16 protein-coding genes are annotated in these 24,482 nt (G+C 55.9%); 6 read left to right on the forward strand and 10 right to left on the reverse strand.

Features of this window, described 5'->3' with window-relative positions; translation table 11 throughout:
* Window positions 1-28: 28 nt before the first annotated feature.
* From sctW to ACL2XJ_RS04270, 5 genes are all read right to left on the reverse strand, one after another.
* A complete protein-coding gene (gene sctW / locus ACL2XJ_RS04250) occupies window positions 29-1,135 on the reverse strand; it encodes a type III secretion system gatekeeper subunit SctW (RefSeq protein WP_413725735.1) in 1,107 nt (368 codons plus the stop codon).
* A complete protein-coding gene (sctC, locus tag ACL2XJ_RS04255) occupies window positions 1,126-2,841 on the reverse strand; it encodes a type III secretion system outer membrane ring subunit SctC (protein ID WP_413725736.1) in 1,716 nt (571 codons plus the stop codon). Before sctC ends, sctW begins: the two co-directional genes overlap by 10 nt.
* A complete protein-coding gene (locus tag ACL2XJ_RS04260; RefSeq protein ID WP_413725737.1) occupies window positions 2,838-3,608 on the reverse strand; it encodes a helix-turn-helix domain-containing protein in 771 nt (256 codons plus the stop codon). The genes sctC and ACL2XJ_RS04260 overlap by 4 nt, the downstream gene beginning before the upstream one ends.
* Window positions 3,609-3,851: 243 nt before the next feature.
* Window positions 3,852-4,367, reverse strand: a complete 516-nt coding sequence (locus tag ACL2XJ_RS04265; protein WP_413725738.1) for a transglycosylase SLT domain-containing protein — start codon at window positions 4,365-4,367, stop codon at window positions 3,852-3,854.
* 10 nt (window positions 4,368-4,377) lie between these two features.
* Window positions 4,378-6,114 (reverse strand): winged helix-turn-helix domain-containing protein, encoded by a 1,737-nt coding sequence (locus ACL2XJ_RS04270; RefSeq protein WP_413725739.1) that lies wholly within the window; start codon window positions 6,112-6,114, stop codon window positions 4,378-4,380.
* Between the two features lie 1,056 nt (window positions 6,115-7,170).
* Between ACL2XJ_RS04270 and ACL2XJ_RS04275 the strand changes: the two genes are divergently transcribed.
* From ACL2XJ_RS04275 to ACL2XJ_RS04290, 4 genes are read left to right on the forward strand one after another with little or no spacing between them, the layout of a single operon-like run.
* Window positions 7,171-8,454, forward strand: coding sequence for an MdtA/MuxA family multidrug efflux RND transporter periplasmic adaptor subunit (locus ACL2XJ_RS04275; RefSeq protein WP_413725740.1), 1,284 nt, complete (start codon window positions 7,171-7,173; stop codon window positions 8,452-8,454).
* Entirely contained in the window at window positions 8,451-11,666 is a 3,216-nt protein-coding gene (locus ACL2XJ_RS04280) for an efflux RND transporter permease subunit (RefSeq protein ID WP_413725741.1), read from the forward strand. The genes ACL2XJ_RS04275 and ACL2XJ_RS04280 overlap by 4 nt, the downstream gene beginning before the upstream one ends.
* Entirely contained in the window at window positions 11,666-14,770 is a 3,105-nt protein-coding gene (locus ACL2XJ_RS04285) for an efflux RND transporter permease subunit (RefSeq protein WP_413725742.1), read from the forward strand. The genes ACL2XJ_RS04280 and ACL2XJ_RS04285 overlap by 1 nt, the downstream gene beginning before the upstream one ends.
* A 48-nt stretch (window positions 14,771-14,818) precedes the next feature.
* Complete coding sequence (locus tag ACL2XJ_RS04290; protein ID WP_413726847.1) at window positions 14,819-16,210, forward strand: efflux transporter outer membrane subunit; 1,392 nt, start codon at window positions 14,819-14,821, stop codon at window positions 16,208-16,210.
* Window positions 16,211-16,304: 94 nt separating this feature from the next.
* Here ACL2XJ_RS04290 and ACL2XJ_RS04295 read toward each other — a convergent pair whose 3' ends face one another.
* Complete coding sequence (locus tag ACL2XJ_RS04295; RefSeq protein ID WP_132925276.1) at window positions 16,305-16,973, reverse strand: TetR/AcrR family transcriptional regulator; 669 nt, start codon at window positions 16,971-16,973, stop codon at window positions 16,305-16,307.
* A gap of 592 nt (window positions 16,974-17,565) precedes the next feature.
* Between ACL2XJ_RS04295 and ACL2XJ_RS04300 the strand changes: the two genes are divergently transcribed.
* On the forward strand, window positions 17,566-17,817 hold the full coding sequence (locus ACL2XJ_RS04300) for a hypothetical protein (protein WP_132925274.1): 252 nt from the start codon (window positions 17,566-17,568) through the stop codon (window positions 17,815-17,817).
* A 705-nt stretch (window positions 17,818-18,522) separates the two neighbouring features.
* Here ACL2XJ_RS04300 and ACL2XJ_RS04305 read toward each other — a convergent pair.
* The 3 genes from ACL2XJ_RS04305 to ACL2XJ_RS04315 are packed head-to-tail and all read right to left on the reverse strand — an operon-like array spanning window position 18,523 to window position 21,559.
* Window positions 18,523-19,557, reverse strand: coding sequence for a lysylphosphatidylglycerol synthase domain-containing protein (locus ACL2XJ_RS04305; protein WP_413725743.1), 1,035 nt, complete (start codon window positions 19,555-19,557; stop codon window positions 18,523-18,525).
* Window positions 19,554-20,798 (reverse strand): cardiolipin synthase ClsB, encoded by a 1,245-nt coding sequence (gene clsB, locus ACL2XJ_RS04310; RefSeq protein ID WP_203520905.1) that lies wholly within the window; start codon window positions 20,796-20,798, stop codon window positions 19,554-19,556. The genes ACL2XJ_RS04305 and clsB overlap by 4 nt, the downstream gene beginning before the upstream one ends.
* Window positions 20,795-21,559, reverse strand: coding sequence for an endonuclease/exonuclease/phosphatase family protein (locus tag ACL2XJ_RS04315; RefSeq protein WP_413725744.1), 765 nt, complete (start codon window positions 21,557-21,559; stop codon window positions 20,795-20,797). Before ACL2XJ_RS04315 ends, clsB begins: the two co-directional genes overlap by 4 nt.
* Before the next feature lie 595 nt (window positions 21,560-22,154).
* Here ACL2XJ_RS04315 and ACL2XJ_RS04320 point away from each other — a divergent pair.
* On the forward strand, window positions 22,155-23,249 hold the full coding sequence (locus ACL2XJ_RS04320; RefSeq protein ID WP_413725745.1) for a DNA alkylation repair protein: 1,095 nt from the start codon (window positions 22,155-22,157) through the stop codon (window positions 23,247-23,249).
* On the opposite strand, the gene ACL2XJ_RS04325 is transcribed toward ACL2XJ_RS04320, so the two are convergent.
* Window positions 23,206-24,447, reverse strand: a complete 1,242-nt coding sequence (locus ACL2XJ_RS04325; protein WP_413725746.1) for an anaerobic sulfatase maturase — start codon at window positions 24,445-24,447, stop codon at window positions 23,206-23,208. The genes ACL2XJ_RS04320 and ACL2XJ_RS04325 overlap by 44 nt on opposite strands.
* Window positions 24,448-24,482: the final 35 nt, after the last annotated feature.

The following is a 24,482-nucleotide window of genomic DNA, read 5'->3' on the forward strand; positions in this document are numbered from 1 at the left end:
CATTACCAGTTATATAGATGATGATGAACTATTTTATTCTGTCTTCAATCAATTCATGCTTATAGGCAATCGAGGCGAATGATTGCAAATCCCTTAGCAGTCTGAATGCCGATTCGGCACTGTGAAATAATCCATGCGGTAATGATTTACATGCCTGAAAGAGTAATTGTAAAATGGCCGATCGCTCTCTATGGTAAGTTAACATAAATCTATCCCCTAATAATATATGAAGATGATTACCTATTTCTTCCGGATATTCCAGCAGTGAAAAAAACAGCATCAACCACTCCGGCTCGCTTTTATTCAAAGCGGCCATGGTATTATTGTTCATTAATTTTTTAATGAATAGTTCATCGCCGGAACGAATGAGCTTTACCTGACTTAGTTTACCGATAAGGTCGCCGAACTCCAGTTTTGAACAGCTTGGGTCCTGCGAATCAATATCCGTTAGCAGCGCCGCTTTAATGAAATCCAGCACCACGCCGCGATATTGATAACCATAGCAGGCGATCCAGTCTTTGTAATCCTCCATGGCGTGCTGTTCGTTTTGCAGATAACGTCGATAGCTACTGCGTAATAAAGACGGTTTCAACGCCAGGTATTTTTGGCTGAAAAGGCGCGCTTTCAACGCGCAGTTGATGCCCGCTTTGGATTCGCGGGGATTGGCTTGCGCCACCACTTCATCAAGCAGGGCTTTAAGCCTCTTCTTCAAGGTTTCGCTTAATTTGTGACGCAACAGCTCCCTCAGCACCATGATCAAATCGCTGTCGTCGGGAAACATCGAGCGGGCGTAAAGCAGCAGATTCACCAGAGATTCTTCTTTTACCGATGCGACCTTCAGCAGTGATTTGGCTTTCGGTATCGCGTCTTCCTCCAGTACCCGCTCAAAACCATCGGACAGAGATTCCCCTTTTTTATCAAAAAGACGTCTGTTGGCGAATTGGGACGCCAGCGCCGACATTTCGTCGCTGGATTGGAGAAACTTCAAGAGCTGCCCGACCGGCGCCTCCTCGCTTTCTAGATTTTCGGCCAAGTCATGGGCCGCTGTCGGCACCGTATGCGGTTTTGTCTCCGACTGCGCCGGATTGCTGTAAACCGCGGGTTGGGGCATAGGGTTATTAATGCTCAGCGCCATTTCTGACTGTCCAGGTAGTTACGGGACCAATCGGGTAAATGATCGTTCTCGCGGTTTTTGATAAGCCCCGTGGCGAATTCACTCGCATCCGCCGGCAAGGGCTCGGTAATCTCGCGCGGCTGGATAAGGAAAATCCGCACGGTATTGGACTGGCTTTCGTGCTTATAGCGGAACAGGCCGCCGATAAGGGGTATATTGCCCAGAACCGGTATCTTCCCTATCTTGTTGCTCGATTCATCCCGCGTGTATCCGCCCACCAGCAGGCTCTTCCCCTTCGGTACCCGCGCCACGGTGCTGATATGGGTGCGGCCGACCTTAGGCAGCAGGGCCTGTGCCGATTCGTCATTTTGCGGCAGCTCATTGCCGTCTTCGATATTCAACACCATTTCTATCTGCCCGTCGGCGGCGAAGCGCGGCAAGACGCTTATCATGGTGCCGTAGGTAACGTGCTGCAGATCGGCGAACCGCTCACCCAGCAGCTCAGTATAAAAAGTGCGGTTGTTGTCAAACAGCGCCGGGACGTTCTCCTGGGTCAGCACCACCGGACGGGAAACGATATTGGCCCGCTTTTTTTGCGACAGGGCCTGTACCGAGGCGACAAAGCGCCCGCCGTCCAGCGTGGAATAGGACCCCTGGTTGAAGGTGGCGCCCAATTGGCTGCCAATCTTGACGCTGCCCTGCCAATCGACGCCCAGCTGATCCAGATCCTCTTTCTGCAGATCCACGATCCACAGCGACAGTTCCACATGGCGTTTGGCGATATCCAGCGCCGATACCAGATTGGTCACCAGCTGCACCTGCCTGGGCGTGCCTTTTACCAGCAGGCTGTTGGTATCGGGATTGGCGATAACGTTGACGGCGCCGGTTCCGGTGCCGGCCTCGGCGCGCAGCGCTTCAGCCAGGCTCGATCGCGGCTGGTACTCCATACCCCGCGCCCCGATATTCTCTCCGTTGAACGTCGGCATCGCCGGCGCCGGCATGCCGTCGGGCACCAGATTCATCACCTGGGGCTGCACCGTTTTTTCCCCCTTTTTGGTTTCCCCGTGCAGCAGCCGGTCTATCACCGTGGCGATGCCGGGAATGGTGATTTTCTCACCGCGGGATTCATAGGTCCGGTCGCCGACAAAGGTGTTGCTCAGGCGGATGACCGCGGTTTTTTCGCCTCCGTTCTGCGTTTCGGGCTGCTCGTCCATAAACTTGGCGGTATTGAGCACCAGGTCCACATACACCGGCGGACCGGAGACATAGAACGTGCCGCTATTGTCGTCGCCGCGCAGCGCATAGCGCTGGTCGTAAAGCTGCGAACTGCGCAGAAAATTATTCAGCGCGCTGAAGGAGATATTGCGCAGCGACATGACCGAATTGCGCATTTCACCGGCGTCGTACACATAAACGGCCTGTCCGTCGTGGTACCAGATGAGTCCCAACTGTTGCGATATCTGTTCCAGCAAGGCTTGCGGATGACTGAAATCAAACTCGCCGCTGATGTGTTTGCGTGCCGCAAGCTTGCTGACAATCACCGGCTTGCCGAGGCGCGAGGAGAGCGCATCGAAAAATATTTTCAGCCCGTCTTTATTGGCAATGTACCCTTCGGCATCGGCGCGGCCGCCGTCGGCCAAGGGCGCCGCCTGCAGGTGAGTGGACAGCGGGCCGCCGGACAGGCACCAGCAGATGAATGTTAATCTCAAATAGCGTAGCGATTTCATTTTTCCGATTTCTTGTTGATCATGTTCCACAAACCCCTGGGAGAGACGCCAAAAGCATCTCTGATATCGTTGGAAAGATGTGAAGATGAGGCATAACCGTATCGCATGGCCACCTGGGTCAGACTTTGACCCTCTTCCACCACATCCAATAACGCCCTGGCTATGCGCCAGCCTCGCAATTCACTTTTCGCCGAATTGCCCAGGGCGTTGCGGCATAAACGCCGAAAGTGGGAATAGGACAAACCATAGCGCGCCCCCAGCTCTTGCAGCTTGCCGTTATTCACCGATTCATTGAGTAAAAAACGGATCAGCCAGTACCATTCGGTCCGGCGCAAAAAAGAGGCCAGGGTCGCCATTTCCACCGGCAGCGTATGGGTTTGCGATAATAACCAGCGCTCCACGTCGCCGCAGGACGTGATATGCGGATAATTATTAAGCTCAATTGATTCCCAGTGTTGCGGCTGCTCATATTTCAACGTCAGATTTTTAGACTCATCAATAAAGACCTGCAATTTCACCAAGGCAAATAACGGCAATTCCTGCTGTTTCATGGCGCCGGATATCACCTCGATATTGACGCGATTCATCATCAATATGCCGCGCCAGCCCTGTGGCACGGCAAGACAGTTGGATTCCCGGGCGGAGTGGAAATGAAAACGGCACCCTTTTTCACCGGTTTCAAACAGCCAGCATTTTGGTGAATTAATATCCTCTTTGAAGGTTGCCGCCAGCAGCCTTTCGGGAGCAATAATATTTTCCTTGTGCATTATTAGTCCCGTCCGTCTTTGATTTACCTTTACATTCATTATAATGCCTATCTATTTTTTAAAAATCATGATGGGAATCTGATTCATGGTCAAATATTCATTATTCTATAAGACATAGCGAAATATAATAAAGCCTAAATAACCTCGCTGTTTGAACAAGGTGAAGAACTTTATTCATCCTTAACGGCCGAAGCAATTAGCGCATCAAAGGTAATATTCCGCTTTATTTATAAGTGAATTTAATTATGTATTAGTAATACCTTTCAACTTGGGGCTGGCGGGATATTTTGCCGGCGCCGCGGGCGCATTTCCAGGCCGTTCGGCAGGGAGTTTTTCATAATGACCCCAAACCCGTTTGGCGTAGCGCCGCCGCAAATCCCGGCGATGGGCAGCCGTGCCGGCGTTGTAGGCCCCTACAGCCTCCCATGAATAACCGTACCTTTTCATCATATCCGCCAGGACCGACGCTCCTACCATAACGGAAAGACAGCTGTCGTTATAAAGAAGATGCTCATCAATGCCCAGTGCTTTCAGGCGGGGCAAATGGATGCTGTTTATCTGCATCAGGCCGATATCCCGGCTGCCGTCCTTATTGAATCCCGTAGCCTGGGGATTCATGTTCGATTCGGTAATGGCTATGGCCTGCAATAATCTGGCTTCGATGCCGAAATGGCGCTCCGCATCGCTCCAGCAGGTAGCGGACGCGGGGGTTGAGGCCAAAATCAGCAACAGCAGGCAACGTATTCGGCGGTAAGACATGATCGCGCGTTTACTCCCCCGTCAGGCTATAAAGCTGTTTTACGCGCGGATCGTGGCGCCAGAGCATCAAACAGCGTGAAGATGAGCGGCTTAAGCGGTCATACCATTTTTTAGCGGCGCGCAGTCCCTGGCATTGCATGATCATCGGCAGCAGCGCCGACGGCATGGGATGCTCCGGCTGTTGCATCATTTGAGCGAATTGCTCCGTATCCGCGGCGGCGGGCTGTGAAAACAGGCGGGCATACAAGGTATTGAAAAAAACAATCCCGTCGCTTTCACTGCCTTGCCGCAGGTGTTCGATCAATTCCTTGGCGCGGCGAGGCTGTCCCTCGGTGCAAAGGATAACCGCTTTCATGCTTATCAGGACCGGATGCCGCGCGATGCCGTCCGGCTGTCCATCGGCCATTTGCAGGGCGACGGACGCGTTATCGTCGCAATACGCCAGCCACATCATCAATACCCGTATCGCCGTCATCGCCGGCAGCATGCCATGGGCCTGCCGGGCAAAATGCCGCGCCCGTTTGATTTCGCCGACAAGGAATAAATGCCAGGCATAATAATAATTTACCGACGGGCAATCCGCCGCCAGCGTCAGGGCGGCGCGGAACATTTCCGCCGCCTGGCCCAATTGGGAATCCAGGCCGTGCAATACCCCTCCCAGCGCCAGCGCCAAAGGATGCCGCGGCTCCAGCGCCAGAATCGCCGACACCAGCGCGCCGCACTCCCGCAACGCGCTGTCCAGCCCCTGCATTCCCATTTGTCCCAGGGCGAAATAGCACTCGGCGAGATGGCATAGCACCTCCCTGTCCTCAGGCAGCCGCTGCCGGCATTGCTGGAATAAGGAGAGGGCCAGGGCCAGGCTCTCCGGGGTGTATTGCAGGAAGGCCTCGCGCCCCGACCGCAGCAGCTTTTGCGGATCGTTTCCCCCCTGCGGGTTCAGGGTGTTTTCTTGCCGGATCCCCAGGCTGGAAAGATGCCGCTGGACAAGGGGCCTTAGCGCGGCATTGATATTATCCGCGTCCGGGGGATTGCCCAAGGCTATGCCGGTGCGGTGCAGGACTACGTGATCGTGGGCCCGAATCAGTTCCATACGCAGGCAAGGCCCGTCTGACAGCAGCAGTTCATAGCCGGTGAGATAAAAATCAGCACGGATTTTATCCAGCATATCCAGGGTCTCGAGTATGGTGCCGCAATTGAGGGTCAATGAGGACGGCAAGACGTGCAGCCCCGATGCCGCATAACCCGATAATTCCTGTACGATGGCGTCATGCAGGCCCGGCGCTTCCGGCCGGTTGTTCAGTTTAAAAGGCAGCACGGCGAATATGCAGTTGGCGCAGACCGGCCGCTCCGCCGGAACAATCTTGGTGACCGGCAGGGAGAAACGATAGCCCTTGCCGTAGACCGTATCGATAAAGCGCTGATGCTTACCCTCCTGCAAAATGCGGCGCAAGACATAAATGCACCGGGTCAGGGACTCCTCGCCAACGTTGCCGCCGGCCCACACGTTATCGATCAGCTGCTCTTTGGTAACGACCTCGCCGGCCGATTCCAGCAGTAATACCAGCACGGCCAACTCTTTCGGCGATACGTTGATTTGCCGGGTTTTATGAAACAAAACGCGAGAAGGCTGTAGAATAAAATCGCCAAAAGAGTATTGCGCTTTAATACGATTGATTACCTCTTTTCTCACCCCTTTGATGGGAAGAGAGAGGGGTTTCTCAGCATGCGGCTCATTTAATGATGTCATTGTAATTTAACACCCCAACGAAATTAATATACGCCTAATATTTATCACGACTCGCCTAAGAATATGATAAAATTCGTGTATGCTTCATAAATGAAACAGATTAACTATTATCTATTGACATCTGTGCAATTCATTTTTTATACGATCCTCGATGAATAAAATTAACACCGGGCATTAAATAATATGCAATAATTATCCACATCAATGATGTAATATATTTTATAAGCGAATAAGCTCACTGTTATCCTTTTCCAAATGTAATGATAACTAAAGCTTACAGATAAAAAGACATAACTTTTGCTGCGCAGATCAAAAATGTTAAATCTTAAATTTACGACCGTTAACTTTGGCGCCTCTCAGCGTCATTAACACCACCCATGCTTTCAGGTCTTAAAGAGTGTACCTTAAAACCTATTACCTCTTCAGGTAAAATTCACTAAGGATAATGACCGGTCGCTACATCAGATTTGTGTCGAGTATATAGTGAGTATGCTTACAGTCAAATTAAGCAAAATGGCGATGTGTAAAGTTATGGCATCCGACGTTGCCGGAACGGGGAAGGGGAGATATTTCGGAATAAACCACGGCCGGAATAAACATTAAATCCGCATAAATAATCATTATTTTAACATTTTTAACTTTTATGAAACAAATCACATTGATGATTTAAACGCCGTTTTACGAAAGGAAAAATATGACCTGCTAAAAAAATATCTTCATAAACAAGGGACTAAATGGAATGAGGACAACAGGAAATTGCAAAAATAAACTATTAATATCAAATCATTACGAATCTTGTCGTTCTTGGGTTCCTACCGCTGCCTGATAATAATCTTGATTTCATTATGCACATTGCACCAAATAAACTTGGAAATTAATTCATCCCATTTATAGATGCCTGACAATTTTTTTACAGTTTTTCACCCGCTACCATCGCAAACTCGCAGGGAAAACCCGTCTGGTCGCCCTTAATCGAAGATAAGTGAAATGGTTTTTGTCAAAACTTTTACAGTAACTATGAGTAAAATACTTTATCCTTATTGAATCATTTATCTTATGATCATCACCTTTGGCCGCCCGTATCGCATGAAAACCCATTCAGCCTCCAAAATTAAATGGCGTAACGTCATACTGCTGTTAGTCCTGGTATTGCTTATCGTATTTCTGGTGTATTACTTTTTCTTTCGTCACGCCGCAGGGGATGGACGCGGCAAACCGGGTATGGACCTCGCCACGCCGGTGCATAGCGGCGTGGCGCGGCAAGCGGATGTGCCGGAGTACCTTTCCGCGCTTGGCACGGTGGTGGCCAATGCCACGGTCACCGTCACCAGCCGGGTGGACGGCCAATTGATGGCGGTCTATTTCACCGAAGGCCAACAGGTGGCCAAAGGGCAGCTGTTGGCCCAAATCGATCCGCGCAGCTATCAGGCCACCCTTGAGCAATACCAGGGCTCCCTGGCGCAAAACCAGGCCCTGCTGAAAAGCGCCCAGCTGACACTGGCGCGCTACAAAACCCTGTACGCGCAGGACTCCCTGGCCCGGCAGGATTTGGATACCCAGACCGCCACCGTGGGCCAATACCTCGGCGCCATCAAAGCCGACCAGGCGCAGATTGATGCCGCCAAGCTTGATCTCGAGTATGCCCGCATTACCGCGCCCCTGTCCGGCCGGGCGGGCCTGCGTTTGGTGGACCCCGGCAATATGGTGCACAGCAGCGATACCACGGGGATTGTGACCATTACCCAAACCCAGCCCATCGCGGCAACCTTCAGCGTGCCGCAGGTCTATTTGCAGACATTGCTCCAGGCGCTCCGCCAGGGCAACGGCCTGCCCGCCACCGCCATAGATCAGGACGGCGTGACGGTATTAGCCCAGGGCAAGCTTAACTTTATCAGCAATCAGATCGACAGCGATACCGGCAGTATCAAGCTGAAGGCGATTTTTGATAATAAAGACGAGCGCCTCTACCCTAACCAGTTCGTAAATATCCGCTTACAAACCGGCACGCTGGCAAAGGCGACGGTGATTCCCGCCCAGGCGTTGCAACTGAGCAGCGACGGCGATTTTGTCTATGTCATCCAACCCGACAATACCGTGGCGCGCCAGGCGGTGAAGACCGGGCCGACCTTCGGCGACGATATGCAGGCCATTCTTTCCGGTGTGGCGCCTGATGACCGCGTGGTGACCGAAGGTATTGATCGTTTGAAGACCGGCAGCAAAGTGTCGGTGGTGAACAGCGCACCGGTGGGCACCGCCGCGCCGGTCCCGGAAAAAGCCCGGGATGCCGCCGGCTCCCCGGAGCATAAGGCGATCCAGAATAAAAGCGTGACCGCGCAATGAATCCATCCCGTCTGTTTATTGAGCGTCCGGTCGCCACTATCCTGTTGATGATCGGCGTGCTGATAGCCGGTATTTTCGCCTATCGGCTGCTGCCCACCTCCGCATTGCCGCAGGTGGATTATCCCACCATCCAGGTCACCACGCTTTATCCCGGCGCCAGTCCGGATGTGATGGCGTCTGCGGTTACCGCTCCGCTGGAGCGGCAACTGGGCCAGATGGCCGGCCTTAGCCAGATGTATTCCGCCAGCTCCGGCGGCGCGTCCACCATCACCCTGAAATTTTCGCTGGATTTATCACTTGATGTGGCGGAACAGGAAGTACAGGCAGCCATCAACGCCGCCAATAGCCTGCTGCCGGACGATTTGCCCAATCCGCCCACCTATAAGAAGGTCAATCCGGCGGATACCGCGGTGATTACCCTGGCGGCCACATCCGATACCTTGCCGTTGATAAAGGTACAGGATCTGGTGAATACCCGCATCGCGCTGAAGCTGTCGCAGATTTCCGGGGTCGGCATGGTGACGCTGGCCGGCGGCCATCAGCCGGCGATTCGGGTGCGGATGGATCCCCGGGCCCTGGCGGCGCGCAACCTGACGCTGGAAGACGTCAATACCCTGATTGGCAACAGCAATGTCAACGGTTCCAAAGGGGGATTCGACGGCAAGCACCACTCCATTACCATTGATGCCAACGATCAGCTGCGCACCGCGGCGCAATACGGCGATTTGATCCTTTCGTATCAGAACGGCGCCGCTCTGCGCCTGCGGGATATCGCGCAGATCGATGAGGCGGAAGAGAACATTTACCAGTCCGCCTGGGCAAACCGGCAGCCGGCCATTATCATCAGCGTCCAGCGGCAGCCCGGCGCCAACGTGATATCGGTGGTGGATGCCATCAAAGCGCAGCTTCCCACCCTGCAGGCGGCGTTGCCGGACGGGGTCAAGGTCACGGTTTTATCCGATCAGACCCAGACCATCCGCGCCTCCATCAGCGATGTACAGTTCGAATTGCTGCTGTCGATAGCCTTGGTGGTAATGGTAACGTTCCTGTTCCTGCGCAACCTGGCCGCCACCCTGATTCCCAGCATCGCCGTGCCGCTGTCCCTGGTGGGGACGTTCGGCGTCATGTATCTGGCGGGCTTTAGCCTGAATAACCTGTCGCTGATGGCCCTGACCGTCGCCACCGGCTTTGTCATAGACGATGCGATAGTGGTGGTGGAGAATATCTCGCGCCGGCTGGAAGACGGGGAGACGCCGATGCAGGCCGCCCTTAATGGCTCGGCGCAAATCGGCTTTACCATTATTTCACTGACGTTTTCCCTGATCGCCGTGCTGATCCCGCTGCTGTTCATGGGGGACGTGGTGGGGCGCCTGTTCCGGGAGTTCGCCATTACCCTTGCGGTATCGATCCTGGTATCCATGGTGGTGTCGCTGACCCTGACGCCAATGCTGTGCGGCTATCTGCTGCATCATATTCCGGAGGAGCGGCAGAGCAGGTTCAACCGCAAGGGCGGGCAAATTTTCGATAAGCTGATTGCCGGTTACGATCGCCTGCTGTCCATTGTGCTGGATCACCAGACCCTCACCCTGCTGGTGGCCCTGGCGACCCTGCTGTTTACCGCGCTGCTGTATGTTATCGTGCCGAAAGGATTTTTCCCTACCGAAGACACCGGGCTTATCCAAGGCATCACTATCGCCTCCCAGGATGTCTCATTTAAGGAAATGGCCACGCGCCAGCAGCGGCTGGCGGACGTTATCCTGAAAAATCCCTCGGTGGAAAGCATCTCGTCCACCATCGGCATCGACGGCAACAATACCAGCCTGAACAGCGGGCGGCTGCAGATCAATCTCAAACCGTTCTCCGATAGGGACCTGCGGGCAACGGAGATCATTCAACAGCTCTCCACCGCCGCTCAAAACGTCGCCGGCATCCGGCATTATCTGCAATCGTCCCAGGATCTTACGGTGAACGATCAGGTCACCCCCAGCCAGTATCAGTTCACTCTTGATGATGCCGACAGCGAAAATCTGGTGACCTGGACGCCCAAAATGGTAGCGGCATTGCAAGGGCGGCCGGAGTTCAGCGACGTAGTGAGCAATCTGCAAGACCAGGGTCAGGTGGCGTATGTGGAGCTGAACCGCGATGAGGCGGCCCGTTACGGCATTACCGCCGCCGATGTGGATACCGCGCTGTACAACTCCTTTGGGCAACGGCTGGTGTCCACCATATTTACCCAAGCCAATCAATATCGCGTGGTGCTGGAAGTTGAACCGAAATTCCAGCAGTCGCCAGCGTCGCTGGACGATATCTATCTGGCCGCCGGTTCCACCAGCAGCACCGATTCTTCCAGCAGCACCAGCACGTCAAGTACCTCCGGCAGCTCCACATCTTCCAGCAGCACGAGCAGCAGCACCACCAACGATTCCGGTTCCTCTTCCACCACCACCGGCATGGTGAAGCTCACCTCCATTGCCCATGTGCACCTGCGCACCGGTTCGCTGGTGTATGCCCGGCTTAATCAATTCCCGGCGGTCACGCTCTCGTTTAATCTGCGGGACGGTTATACGCTGGAGGATGCCCAAAAGGCCATCGCCAGCGTCAGCAAGCAGATGAAGCTGCCTGACACCATTACCCTGCGTTACCAGGGGGAGGCCTCGGCGTTCCAAAGCTCCACCGACAATACGCTATGGCTTATTCTGGCGGCGCTGCTGACTATGTATGTGGTGCTGGGCATCCTTTATGAAAGCTTTATCCACCCGGTAACCATTTTATCCACCCTGCCCTCGGCGGCGGTGGGCGCCCTGCTGACGTTGCTGTTCGCCAATACCGAGTTCAGCCTGATTGCGTTAATCGGCGTCATTTTGCTGATAGGCATTGTGAAAAAGAACGCCATCATGATGATAGACTTCGCCCTTGAAGCGGAGCACAAACAGCATCTCTCCCCCCGTGACGCCATTCACCAGGCCTGCCTGCTGCGCTTTCGTCCCATCATGATGACCACCATGGCGGCCCTGCTGGGGGCCCTGCCGCTGATGCTGGCCCATGGGTCGGGGGCGGAGCTCAGGCGGCCGCTGGGGCTGGTGATCGTCGGCGGCCTGATATTCAGCCAGGTGCTGACCCTGTTCTCCACGCCGGTTATCTATCTGGGATTTGACCGGTTGTCCCAGCGCAGCCGGCAGGTATGGCAGCGGTTCGGCCGGCAGGCGCGCTAATGAATATTTCCAGGGTATTTATCTTCCGGCCGGTGGCCACCCTGCTGCTGACCGCGGGCATCCTGCTGCTGGGCATTCTGGGCTACCGGCTGTTGCCGGTGGCGCCGCTGCCGCAGGTGGATTTTCCCACCATTATGGTCAGCGCCAGCCTGCCCGGCGCCAGTCCGGAGACGATGGCCGCCACGGTGGCCACCCCGCTGGAACGCGCGCTGGGACAGATCGCCGGCGTCAGCGAAATGACTTCCAACAGTTCCCAGAGCTCCACCAACGTCATTTTGCAGTTCGATCTTGACCGGGATATCAACGGCGCGGCGCGGGATGTGCAGGCGGCCATTAATGCCGCGCGCAGCCTGCTGCCCAGCAGCATGCCCTCGCTTCCCACCTACCGCAAGGCCAATCCGTCCGATGCGCCCATCGTGATGCTGGCGCTGACCTCCACCACCCGCAGCAGCGGCGAACTGTACGATTTGGCCTCGAGCCAGATCCAGCAGAAAATCGCCCAGGTGGACGGCGTCGGCCAGGTCTCGGTGGTGGGCAGCTCGCTGCCGGCGGTGCGTATCGATTTACGGCCGCAGATGATCACCCATTTCGGCCTCTCCCTGGACAGCATACGCAGCGCCATTGCCGACAGCACCACCAATCTGCCTAAGGGAATGCTGGAAGGGGATCACCAATCCTGGCTGGTGGACGGCAACGGCCAGCTGGATCAGGCCCGGGACTACCGCGCGCTGATTGTCAGCTACCGGGACGGCCAGGCCGTGCGGCTGGGGGATGTGGCCAATGTCTACGACTCGGTGGAAGACAAATACAACGTCGGTTTTTACAACCAGACCCCGGCGGTGATGATAGGCGTTACCCGCCAGGCCGGCGCCAACATGTTGGAAACCATCGACGCCATCAAGGCCAGGGTGCCGGCCTTGGCCGCCACCCTGCCCGGCGACGTCAGCCTGAATATCGTCATCGATCGCTCGCCGACGATTCGCTCATCCCTGCGCGCCACCGAAGAAACGCTGCTGATCGCCATCGCACTGGTGATAGGCGTGGTATTCATCTTTCTGCGCAACCTGCAGGCGGTGATAATCCCCGCGCTGGCGCTGCCGGTGTCGCTGATCGGCACCTGCGCGGTGATGTACCTGCTGGGCTATAGCCTGGATAACCTGTCGCTGATGGCGCTGATTATCTCCACCGGTTTTGTGGTGGATGACGCCATCGTGGTACTGGAGAATATCACCCGCTATATCGAGGAAGGGCTCGGTCCGGTACGGGCCTCCCTGAAAGGGGCGAAAGAGGTGAGTTTTACCGTGCTGGCCATGACGGTGTCGCTGGTGGCGGTGTTTATTCCCATCTTGCTGATGGGCAGTATCGTCGGGCGGCTGTTCCGGGAATTTGCCATTACCCTCACCGTCTCGCTGCTGATTTCCATGCTGCTGTCCCTGAGCCTGACGCCGATGCTGTGCTCGCGCCTGCTCAAGCGCAAGGCCCCGCCCACCCGCCGGCCGCCCCGCATTTATCTGCTGATCGAACGGGGCCTGGCGCGGATGCTGGCGGGCTATTCGCTGGGGCTGGCCTGGGTGATGCGCCATCAGGGATTCACGCTGCTGACACTGCTGCTCACCATCGTATTGAATATCTTCCTGTACACCGTGGTACAGAAAGGCTTTTTCCCCAACCAGGATACCGGTTTGCTGATGGGCATGCTGCGCGCCGACCAAAACGTGTCGTTCCAGCAAATGAAACCCAAGCTGGCGGAGTTCTCTAAGCTGGTACAGCAGGATCCGGCGGTGGACGGCGTGCTGGCATCCATGGGCAGCGGCGGCTTCGGATCGCGTAATACCGCCAATTTTTTCGTGCATTTGAAAGACTTCAGCCAGCGGGACGCCGATGCCACGCAGGTGGCGAACAGGCTGAGCGCCAAAACCCGCAACCAGGCGGGCGTACAGCTGTTTTTGATGCCGGCGCAGGATTTACGCGTAGGCGGGCGCAGCGCCAACGCCTTGTATCAGTACAGCCTGCAGGCGGACGACCTGTCCTTGCTGCGAATCTGGACGCCCAAGGTAGAGGCGGCGCTGGAAAAAATCCCGCAGCTCACCGGCGTGGACAGCGATGCCCAAACCGGCGGCCAGGAAGTGATGCTCAACATCGATCGCGATAAAGCCACCCGGCTGGGGGTGGACGTCAAGATGCTGGATACCATGTTGAACAATGCCTTCAGCCAGCGGCAAATCGCCACCCGCTATAAGACGTTGAACCAATACCATGTGGTGATGACCCTGGACAGCGATTTTACCGCCGACCCGTCGGTCCTCAACGATCTGCTGGTGGTGAACAACGACGGCAAACAGATTCCCCTGTCCGCTTTCGCCAGCTTCAGCGGCGCCAATACGCCTTTATCGGTGGCGCACCAGGGGCAATCCGCCACCAGTACGGTGGCGTTCAACCTGGCGGACGGCGTGTCGCTGGAGCAGGCGCAGGCCCTTATCAAAACCGCCATGGCGCAAATCGGCCTGCCGGATACCATCCAGTCCGGTTTCCAGGGCACCGCCAAGGCCTTTACGTCGCTGGCCGCCTCGATGCCCTGGCTGATTCTCGCGGCCCTGGCGGCGGTGTATATCGTGCTGGGCATGCTTTATGAGAGCTATATCCATCCCCTGACCATTCTTTCCACCCTGCCCTCAGCCGGCTTGGGGGCGCTGCTGTTATTGCTCATCACCGGCACGCAGCTGACGGTTATCGCCCTGATCGGTATTTTACTGCTCATCGGCATTGTGAAGAAAAACGCCATTATGATGATAGATTTCGCGCTGGCGGCGGAACGTAAGCAAGGGCTTACTCCGCAGCAGGCTATTACCCAAGCCTGCCTGATGCGTTTTCGACCCATCATGATGACCACTCTGGCGGCTTTTTTCGGCGCCTTGCCGCTGGCGCTGGGCGGCGGCGGCGATGCCGCTCTGCGCAGCCCGCTGGGGATGGCCATTGCCGGCGGCCTGGCGTTAAGCCAGCTGCTGACCCTGTTCACCACGCCGGTAGTGTATCTCTATATGGATCGCCTGAGCCGAGGCAGCCGACGAGTCTGGCGGCGCTATGCTAAGCGCGACGCGGTTTAACCTGATAATGACGATGGAATTATGCTAAAGAAACGCGGACTGCCCGCCATGAAGCTGCTCCCTTTGACCGCCGTGCTCTTAATGGCCGGTTGCCTCACCGGTTGTATGGTAGGGCCGGATTACCGACGCCCAACGGTCCAGACGCCGGCACAGTTCAAACAGGCCAAGGGCTGGACGCAGGCGGTGCCGCAGGATCAGGCGGACAAGGGAGAGTGGTGGGGAGTCTATCGGGATCCGGTCCTGTCCGGGTTGCTGAGCCAGGTGAAGATCTCCAATCAGAACGTGGCGCAGTATGAAGCGCTGTACCGGCAGGCGCGGGCATTGAGCGCCGCCTCGCGGGCCAATCTTTATCCCACGGTAACCGGCACCGCGTCCAGCACCCGCAGCGGTACCGCCGGCAGCGCCGCCGCCACCCATAACGCCGAGGTCAGCGCCAGCTGGGAGCTGGATATCTGGGGTAAACTGCGCCGCACGCTGGAAGAGAATCAGGCCAGCGCGCAGGCCAGCGCCGCCGAACTGGCCAACATCACCCTGAGCGCCCAGTCGGAATTGGCGCAGGATTATTTCCAGTTGCGGGTTATGGATCAGCAAATCGCCCTCTATCAGCAAAGCGTCGAGGCTTATCAGCGCTACCTTCAGATCATAGACAATAAATACCGGGCCGGCAGCGAGTCGCGCGCCACCCTGGCCCAGGCGCAAACCCAGCTGGAGAGCGCCCGCGCCTCGGCGCTGGATCTGCAATGGCAGCGCGCGCAGTTGGAACATGCCATCGCGGTATTGATGGGCAAAGCGCCGGCGCAGTTCAGCCTGCCGGCCGCACCCCTGACCGCCGCCATGCCGCGCATACCGGTGGCATTGCCGGCGCAGTTGCTGGAGCGGCGGCCCGATATCGCTTACGCCGAGCGTAACGTCGCGGCGGCCAACGCCGCCATCGGCGTGGCGCAGGCGGCCTATTATCCCGACCTGACCCTGAGCGCCAGCGGCGGTTTCCAAAGTTCAGTGCTGCATAACCTGATTTCCATGCCGAACCGGGTCTGGTCGCTGGGGCCGGAACTGAGCGGCACCCTGCTGGATTTCGGCGCCACCAAGGCCGGCGTGGAGCAGGCGCAGGCGGCGTATGACGCAAGCGTCGCCAGCTATCGTCAATCGGTGCTGGATGCTTTCCAGGAAGTGGAGGATTATCTGGTGGAATTATCGACCTTGGCAGAGGAAACCGCCGCCCAACAGCGCGCCGCGGAATCGGCCCAGGAATCCGCCCGGGTGACCTACAATCAATACCAGGCCGGCATGATAGATTATCTCGATGTCGCCACGACGCAGAACACCAGCCTCTCCCAGCAGCAAAATCTGCTGTCCCTGCGCAGCACCCAGTGGGTGGCCAGCGTTCAGCTGATTGTGGCGTTAGGGGGTGGTTGGCATGGAGAAGGAGTGCAGCCCTAAGTGCCTGGTCGGTGTGAACCTTTGGGGTCCCCCCGGCCAGGATGGCGGAGTGAGAGCGCCGCCATCCGCGCCTGATTTCCTTTCATCGCCTGTGTCAGGCTTCTTCCGCTACCGGGGCTTTATTCTTTCCGGCGCTGGTGAGCTCCGGCCAGACGGCCATCAGAGTGGAAACGATATTATCCAGCTCTTCCTGGGTCGCCCCGTCACGGGCCTGCACCGCCATGCCCTGCATAATACACATCAGGTACTTGGCCAGCGTGGCAATATCGGCCGCGGGAGAGATATCTCCCTTGGCCTGCCGGGCCCGCAGGAAATCCGCCAGCATATTTTCCTGGAAATGATGGCGTGCGCGCAGCATTTGCGCCACATCGTCCGATTGTGAAGAAAGCGCCGCGGACGTACAGATAAGAAAACAGCCCGACGGCAGGTTTTTATCGGTATAGAGCGCCGCGGTATCGCGCATGAAATCTTCCGTTGCCTCCGACACCGTGCAGTTCGGATTGGTCAGCAGCGCCCTGCCCCGTTCGGCGAATTTAGTCATATAACGTTCAGCCGCCGCACGGAACAACCCTTCTTTATTGCCGAATTCACCGTACAGTGTCGGTGCCTTCGCGCCTGTTGCCTCAACCAAGTCGGCCAGCGAAGTCGCTTCATAGCCATGGCGCCAAAACAATTCAAGCGCCTTGTCCAGCGCATCGTCACGATCGAACTGTTTTGGACGTCCGCGTCCCTTTTTGGCGGACACAACATGCTCAGTACTCATCAGGTCCTCTCTTAGCAAAAAATGCCATCACCATATAATTAATGATCGTTAAAAAAATTACAACCACTTTTTGTCAAAATGACAAAAATGGGGTAATTCATTAGCATCGTAACTATATTGTTGCTCCTTGCAGACGTTGGTTTTCATATCTCAAGCACAGAACGAACAAGCGAAACAGAATGGCGTTTCGTTCCCCAAATCAACATTATAACAATAATATTAACGATCGTTAAAATTTTAGTTGATCTCAGTCACAATTACCACTATTATTTAATTATCGAACGTTAATAAAAATTTAATTTAACGTAACTCACCTCTTCAAACGCCAAGGTCAGGCCGCCTGTTTCGACAGGTATGGCGCCTGAGCCTCAACCGGGACGCCAAAGGAACGCGCAACCTTAACCGGGCAGCGAGGCAACCTTGCTGGGTACAAGAAAAAAATATGATAAAACAACGCGGTAAGTTTTATCTTAACGATCATTATATTATTTACTTGATCCTGCCGTGTCCCTGTACTACCATTTACTTATCGAATGTTAATAAATTTGCGGCGTGATGAAAATAGTCATCTTTGCCGTAAGGAGTAAGCACCATGCGTAAGGTAAAAGCAGTAAGCCTGGCTATTGTCTTGGGGGCGTTATCTTTCGGCAGCAGCGCAATGCAGATAACCACCCAGGGGACAGGTCCGGCGCAAGACACCGCCGTAAGCGCGAGCGCTGTCCTGGCCTCCTCGGCCAATGGCGCGTTGAATGAAAAAGCCGTACCTGACGGTACCCGTTCTTATCCGATGACTTCTGTTGCCGGCCAGCGGAATATGCACAGTACGTCGGTTGTGTATGAATAATGAGCCCTCGACAACGGCGGCGCATTTTTCATGCGTTACGGTCTATTTAAAAAGCGTTTGTTAATAGTTTGGCAAACGCTTTTTTTATGCCGTTCCGGCCTGTGTTTTTCAGAAATATTCCGCTAAAATAGACTAATCCGAAAAAACAAATAAATATTTAAATTAAGCCTTTTCTTATTTCTAAATAGCGAGTATGTTTATTCTGTCCTCAAGAGCTTCCTTTCCCGTCATTAATCGTAATTTGATACATTTGTAGTAACTATTTTTACGGTTAGTCTCATTGACCTATTATTCATTAAGGTTAATCATTACAGCGTATGTAATGATAAATTAACTGGAGCTTGCCAATGCGTCGTATTTTAACTTACCTCGGGATTATTATGCTCAGCGTTGCTTTAAGCGGCTGCATTTGGGGTGGACCGTGGGGCCGGGGCCATGGCGGCCATGACGGCGGCGGATACCATCGCCATTATTAATCCGATTTTTTAAAAGCTGCCTTGAGAGCTGCGCCCCAACCGCCTGTGTGTTTCCCCGGAGTTTGGCGGCGCAGTTTTTTATGCCAGTGTATAAATTCCGATACCCGCCGATAATATTCATTTATCCATATGTGGCAGCAGGCTTAAATTGTTTTCCTTGCCGTCGCTGCCCGGTTTGAACTCTTTCCTCCAGCCTCATAGGACCGGTTCTTTTCAAAACCTTACCGGTCTAGGATTCTCCGTCCTCTGCTATATCGGGACCCACGTTCTTGTCCCGTGAGGGTGTTTTCGCCCGCAGCGCATCGGCGCGGCTCTCCAAGCCGAAATAGAGCACAATCGCCAGCAATAACGGCGCGATAAAATAGATGGCGCGATAGGCCAGCAGGGCGGCGATAATGGTGCCGTGACTAAGATGCTCGCCGCCGAGCATGGCGACAAATACCGCTTCCAGCACCCCGATGCCCGCCGGAATATGCACAATCACCCCGGCAATGCTGCTTACCAGCAATACGCCGAGCACCAGCGGGAAATCCGCTTTATTATTCAGCAGGACATAGATAATGGCCGCCATCACCATCCAGTTGGTACAAGACACCAGCAACTGCATGCCGGCCATGCGCAGCGACGGCAGCACCAGCTTCTGGCCCCTGACGGTCCAGCGGCGGTGTTTGGCAAAGGCGCAGCACCACAGATAAGCGGCGATAAACAGCAATAAGCCGATGCCGATGAGCCACAGCGCTATATCGCTGATATCCCATTTTCCCGGCAGCTTTATCACGCCGAAGGCGCAGACCACGCCGGCCAACAGAATATACCCCAGCCAGTTGGTGGCGAGGCTCAGGCTGAATATGCGGGTGATGGCGCTGTTGGACAGCCCGAGACGGGAATAGAGCCGGTAGCGCATGCCGATGCCGCCGACCCAGGTGCTCAGGGTCAGCGTAAAGGCATAACAGATAAAAGAAACCAGCATGACCTGCGACACCGCCAGTTTGTGGCCGCAGTAAGCGCGGCCGATGAGATCGTAAATGCCGTACAGCAGATAGCTGACCACCACCAGCCCCGTCACAATCAGTACCGATCGCCGGCTGTAATGGGTAATGGCCTGCGCGACATCGCCCCAGTCCACCTTGCGCGCATACACCACCAGCAACACCGCCACGGCGATAAAAAACAGCGCCGTCAGCATTTTTTTTATTACGGGCCAGCGCCCGTGCTTTTGTTTCGGCTGCCTCCCATGGCGGCGGGAAGAGTCGTCATGCTTCATGGCTTGGCGCCCTCGTTTTCAGGTTCGGCGCGGTCCTGGGTTTCAATTTCCGGCTGCACCGGCGGCGGCACCAGGGATAATTTCGGCGTATGGGCCGGCAGCCAGCCGATCCAGGCCGGAAAATGCCGTAAAAAATGGAACACCAAAACGCTTTTCGCCAGATGCCAGTAGGTCTGTTTCGGCACCTGGCTTTCATCGATAAGCTGGCAGTCCTCGGCGATTAACCGATCGAGTTTATTACGCAGCGTATGGTTGAACTGACTGTCGTGAATCATCACGTTAGCTTCAAGGTTCAGCGACAGGCTCAGGGGATCGAGATTACTGGATCCTACGGTGGCCCAATAGTCGTCCTTGACGGCGACTTTGCCGTGCAGTGGACGGCGGAGATATTCATATATCATTACCCCCTCCGGCACCAGATAGTTATAAAGCATCCGCGCCCCCACCTTTACGATGGGCATGTCCGGCTCCCCCTGCACGATCAATTTCACCCGTACGCCCCGCCGCGCCGCGTTACGCATCTCCTTGAGCAGCCGGTAGCCGGGGAAAAAATAGGCATTGGCGATGATCACATCCTGCTTGGCGGTGCGCAGCATATCGAGATAATGCCGCTCGATATCGGTATCGTGTTCGTCGTTATCACGATAGACGAACAGCGCCTGGGCATCGCCGGGCTGACGGTTATAGGCCGGCAGTTTCGAGCGTCGGCCCCACCAGTTGCGCTGCCGGGCCTCGCTGTACAGCGTTTCCAGGGTATAACGGTGAATATCCGCCACCACCGGCCCCTCCAGCTCTACCGCATAATCCTGTTTCGCCTGCGGGCCGTAATCGCTGTAATGCTCGGCGGAGAAGTTAATACCGCCGATAAAGGCAATGCGTCCGTCCACGACGACCGTTTTACGGTGCAGGCGGCGGAACATATTGGTGCGCATCCCCATAAAGGCCGGGCGGGGATCAAAAAAGCGGAAACGAACCCCGGCGGTGGTCAAGGCGGCGATATATCCCTCGGAAAGATTGGCCGAACCGTAACCGTCCACCATGACTTCCACCTTAACGCCGCGCCGCGCCGCGGCAATGAGATTCTCTTGCAGTGCTAAGCCGACCTTATCCTCGAACAGGATAAAGGTCTCCAGCAGCACTTCCGTTTCCGCCCGGCCTATCCGGTCATAAAGCCGCGGGAAGAATTCCTCGCCGTTTTCCAGCAGGGAGATTTTATTGCCGTCACGCCATTCCATATTCATAACGAGATCTCCACCGCCAACGGGGCATGATCGGACAGATGCGACCAGGGCTGATTGGCCAGGGAAGTGGGCCGGCTGATGCGGGCATTGCGGACATAGATGCGATCCAGGCGCAATACCGGAAAACGGGCGGGAAATGTCTTGGCCGGGCGGCCGTAGGCTTTGGTAAACACCTCTTCCAGACCGGCCTCCCGGCCGAGCAGGGCATTGGCCTGTTGGCGCCAGTCGTTGAAATCGCCTGCCAGCACCAGCGGCGCGCCCTCGGGCAGGGTGGCGATATGTTTGCTTATGAGAAGCATCTGCGCACGACGATGCCGCTCCCTTAATCCTAAATGCACGCACATCATGTGCAGCGGCATATCCCGGCCCGGCACCTGGAGGATACAATGCAGCATACCGCGCTTCTCGGTGCCCTCAACCGAGAGATCCAGGTTATGGTAGCTGGCGATGGGAAAGCGGGAAAGCAGGGCGTTGCCGTGATCGCCGTCGGGATAGACCGCGTTGCGGCCATAGGCAAAATCGGCCCACAGGGTATCGGCCAGAAATTCGTATTGCGGCACCACCGGCCAATTTTCAAACCGCCGCGAATGTTTTTCATGGGTTCCCAATACCTCCTGTAAAAAAACGATATCGGGATCGACGGTACGTACCGCTTCGCGCAGCTCCGGCAGGATGAAACGCCGGTTAAACGCGGCAAAGCCTTTGTGGGTATTGATGGTTAATACCTTGAAGGAGAATCCCTGCTCCGCTGATGTCGTCATGCTCACTGTTTCTTTTTTCTCTACGTGAAGGTTCGTTCGAAGCATGGTGCAAAACCCCTGGGTTATCCTTTGGCAAAAGCCCGCCGCTTCCGATGACGGCAGGCGAAAAATACAAGGTTGGTTTGAACCGCGAATATTACGGTGCGGAGTTCGACGGCTTATGCCGTGAAATCGGGCCGCAAAATTGATGGAAACCGTCATGGTGCGGTTTCCTCATTTTATTGAAATTTATGATCATGCTTATTATCGTAGCCATCCAGGGGCAACTCCGCCAATGGCGATCCCCCGGCGATTGAGTGGCCGTGCCAGTGGCCGCCCGTGACGGTTCCGGTTTATCTGATTAATAATCCTGACTTTTACCCCCATGGCGGCCCTCATTCCGGCCACGGCGGCGCTGACGCGCAACAAATAAAAAAGTTATAAAAATTGATTCAAGATTACGTTTTGTTACCTTTGGATACGTTATGACATCCACGTTAACCCATCGGCGTTACGACGGCCTTCCGCGGCGGCCGGCCGGCGGGTTCTTCGCCCTTGCGGCTAGCGGTAATTTTCATTAGCCTGCTGTATCGCAGCCATCGGATGGAGAGAGGGAATGTCCGAACAAAGCGCCCCGGCGCTGAAAGAGATTTTCAACCATCAGCGGCTGGAGTTTATCGCCGCGCAAACCGAGTCCGTTTACGGGGATTTTCCCAAGGCGCGTTTTTTGTCCGCCGCCGCCGCCGGACTGGACGAACTGTCGCTGATGGCGCGGCTGCGCCGGGTCAGTGCTTGTCTTCACGACGGCCTGCCGGCGGAATTCCCCGCGGCGCTGGAGATTTTGCGCCGTCTCGCTCCCCGTCTGGACAGGGGCTTCGTCACGTTGATTTTACCGGAATACGTGGCAATGTACGGGCTGGAAGACTATGAGCTGTCTATGGAGGCGCTGCGTTTTTTTACCTCCTTCGGCTCGTCGGAATTCGCGGTGCGGCATTTCCTGCGCCAGGATATGTCCCACGGGCTGGCGCTGCTGGAAATCTGGTCCCGGGATGAAAACGAGCACGTCCGGCGGCTGGCCAGCGAAGGCAGCCGCCCGCGGTTACCCTGGTCCTTTCGTCTGGAAGCGCTGCGGGCCGATCCCTCGCCGGTACGCGGGATACTGAACAACCTGCGCGCCGATCCCAGCCTATACGTGCGAAAGTCCGTGGCAAATCACCTTAATGATATCACCAAGGATCATCCGGAATGGGTCATGGATCTCCTGGCGGGCTGGCCGCTGGAGGATCCCGCCAGTGCCTGGATTGCCCGCCATGCCTTACGCACCCTGATCAAGCAGGGAGATCGCCGCGCATTGGGTCTGGTAGGGGCCGGCAGCGCGGCACAGGTCAGCGTTGAAGCCTTCACGGTCACTCCGGCGGCGCTGGCGCTGGGGGAACCGGTAGTCCTGGCTTTCAGCCTGCGTTCTACCTCGGCCCTTCCGCAGCGGCTGGTTATCGACTATACCGTTCATTATGTCAAAAAATCCGGCGCCACCTCAGCCAAGGTGTTCAAGCTCAAGACCTTGACCCTGGCCCCTAATGAAACGGTAGCCATAACCCGCAGCCAGACAATCCGGAATTTCACCACCCGGACGCATTACGCCGGTAAACATGTGGTGGAAATTTTTATCAACGGCGAGTGCCTGGCGCGCGGGGCATTTGCGATCCGCTGATGGTTGCCGCCGCCGCCATCACATTGGCCGGTGGCTGCCGCAGCTGAATCTGGCGGGCCATGTAGCGCATGTAGGGATCCATATGGCTGAAGATGGCTTTATAGCCGGCGCACAGATGGTTATGCCAATGGTTATCCACTTGATGAATCCGGTGTTTCGGGCAGCCGCCGCGGCAAGCGAACCGGTATTCACAACGTTGGCAATCCGGGGGAAGTGAGGCTTTTTGCATGCCGAAACGTTTTTGCTGTTTGCCGTAGACCACCTCTTCGAGCCGGTCCCGCTTGATATTGCCCAGGCGATGCTCGGGATAGACGTAATGGTCACAGCTGTAGAGATCGCCGTTCTGTTCCACCACCAGCCCATGGCCGCAGGTGGGCTGCATGATGCACAGGCTTGGCTTTTCACCGGTCCAGGCCGCCAGGGCGTTATCAAACAGCTGGACATACACCCGGCCCACATCGTGCCTGACCCAATAATCAAAAACAGCGTTGATAAACCGGCCGTACTGCTCGCCGCTCACCGACCAGGGAGTCAGCCCGTGGTCTCCCAAGGCCTGGGGATAAATCAACTCCCCGCTGGGACGCGACGCGGACCTTTGCTCCACCACCGGAATAAACTGGACAAACCGCGCGCCCAGTTCCCGGGTCAAAAACAGGTAGATTTCCAGCGGAGCCTCGGCGGTAGCGCTGTTCACCACCGTCAGGATATTAAAATCAACCCGGTATTTCTGCAGCAGCGAAATGGCATTGATAACCCGGTCAAACACTGATTTCCCCGCCGCGGTCTTACGATACCTATCATGCAGGGGCGCCGGACCGTCCACCGAGATGCCCACCAGGAACCCATTCTCCGCCAGAAAGCGCGCCGATTGCTCATTTATCAATACGCCGTTGGTCTGGATACTGTTATGTATGACTTTGCCGTCGGCAAAGTGCCGCTGCAAGGCCAGTACCCGCTGGTAAAAGTCCAGACCCGCCAGGGTCGGCTCGCCGCCCTGCCAGGAGAACTCCACCTCCCCGCCGGGGCTGCACTGGATATACTGGCGGATGTAGGACGTCAGCACCTCATCGTCCATGTGTCGCCGTGGCCGTTGGGTTTTCAAGGCGCCCTGCTCTTTCTCAAGGTAAAAACAGTAATCACAGGTTAAATTGCATTGATAGCTGGCGGGCTTGGCCATCAAATGAAAAGGACGCTGCATAAGCTCTCCGGGTAAGTCTTGCCGGCGCGGGGTGA

This window comes from Sodalis sp. RH16 (genome assembly GCF_047324245.1).
Classification (GTDB): domain Bacteria; phylum Pseudomonadota; class Gammaproteobacteria; order Enterobacterales; family Enterobacteriaceae; genus Acerihabitans; species Acerihabitans ligni.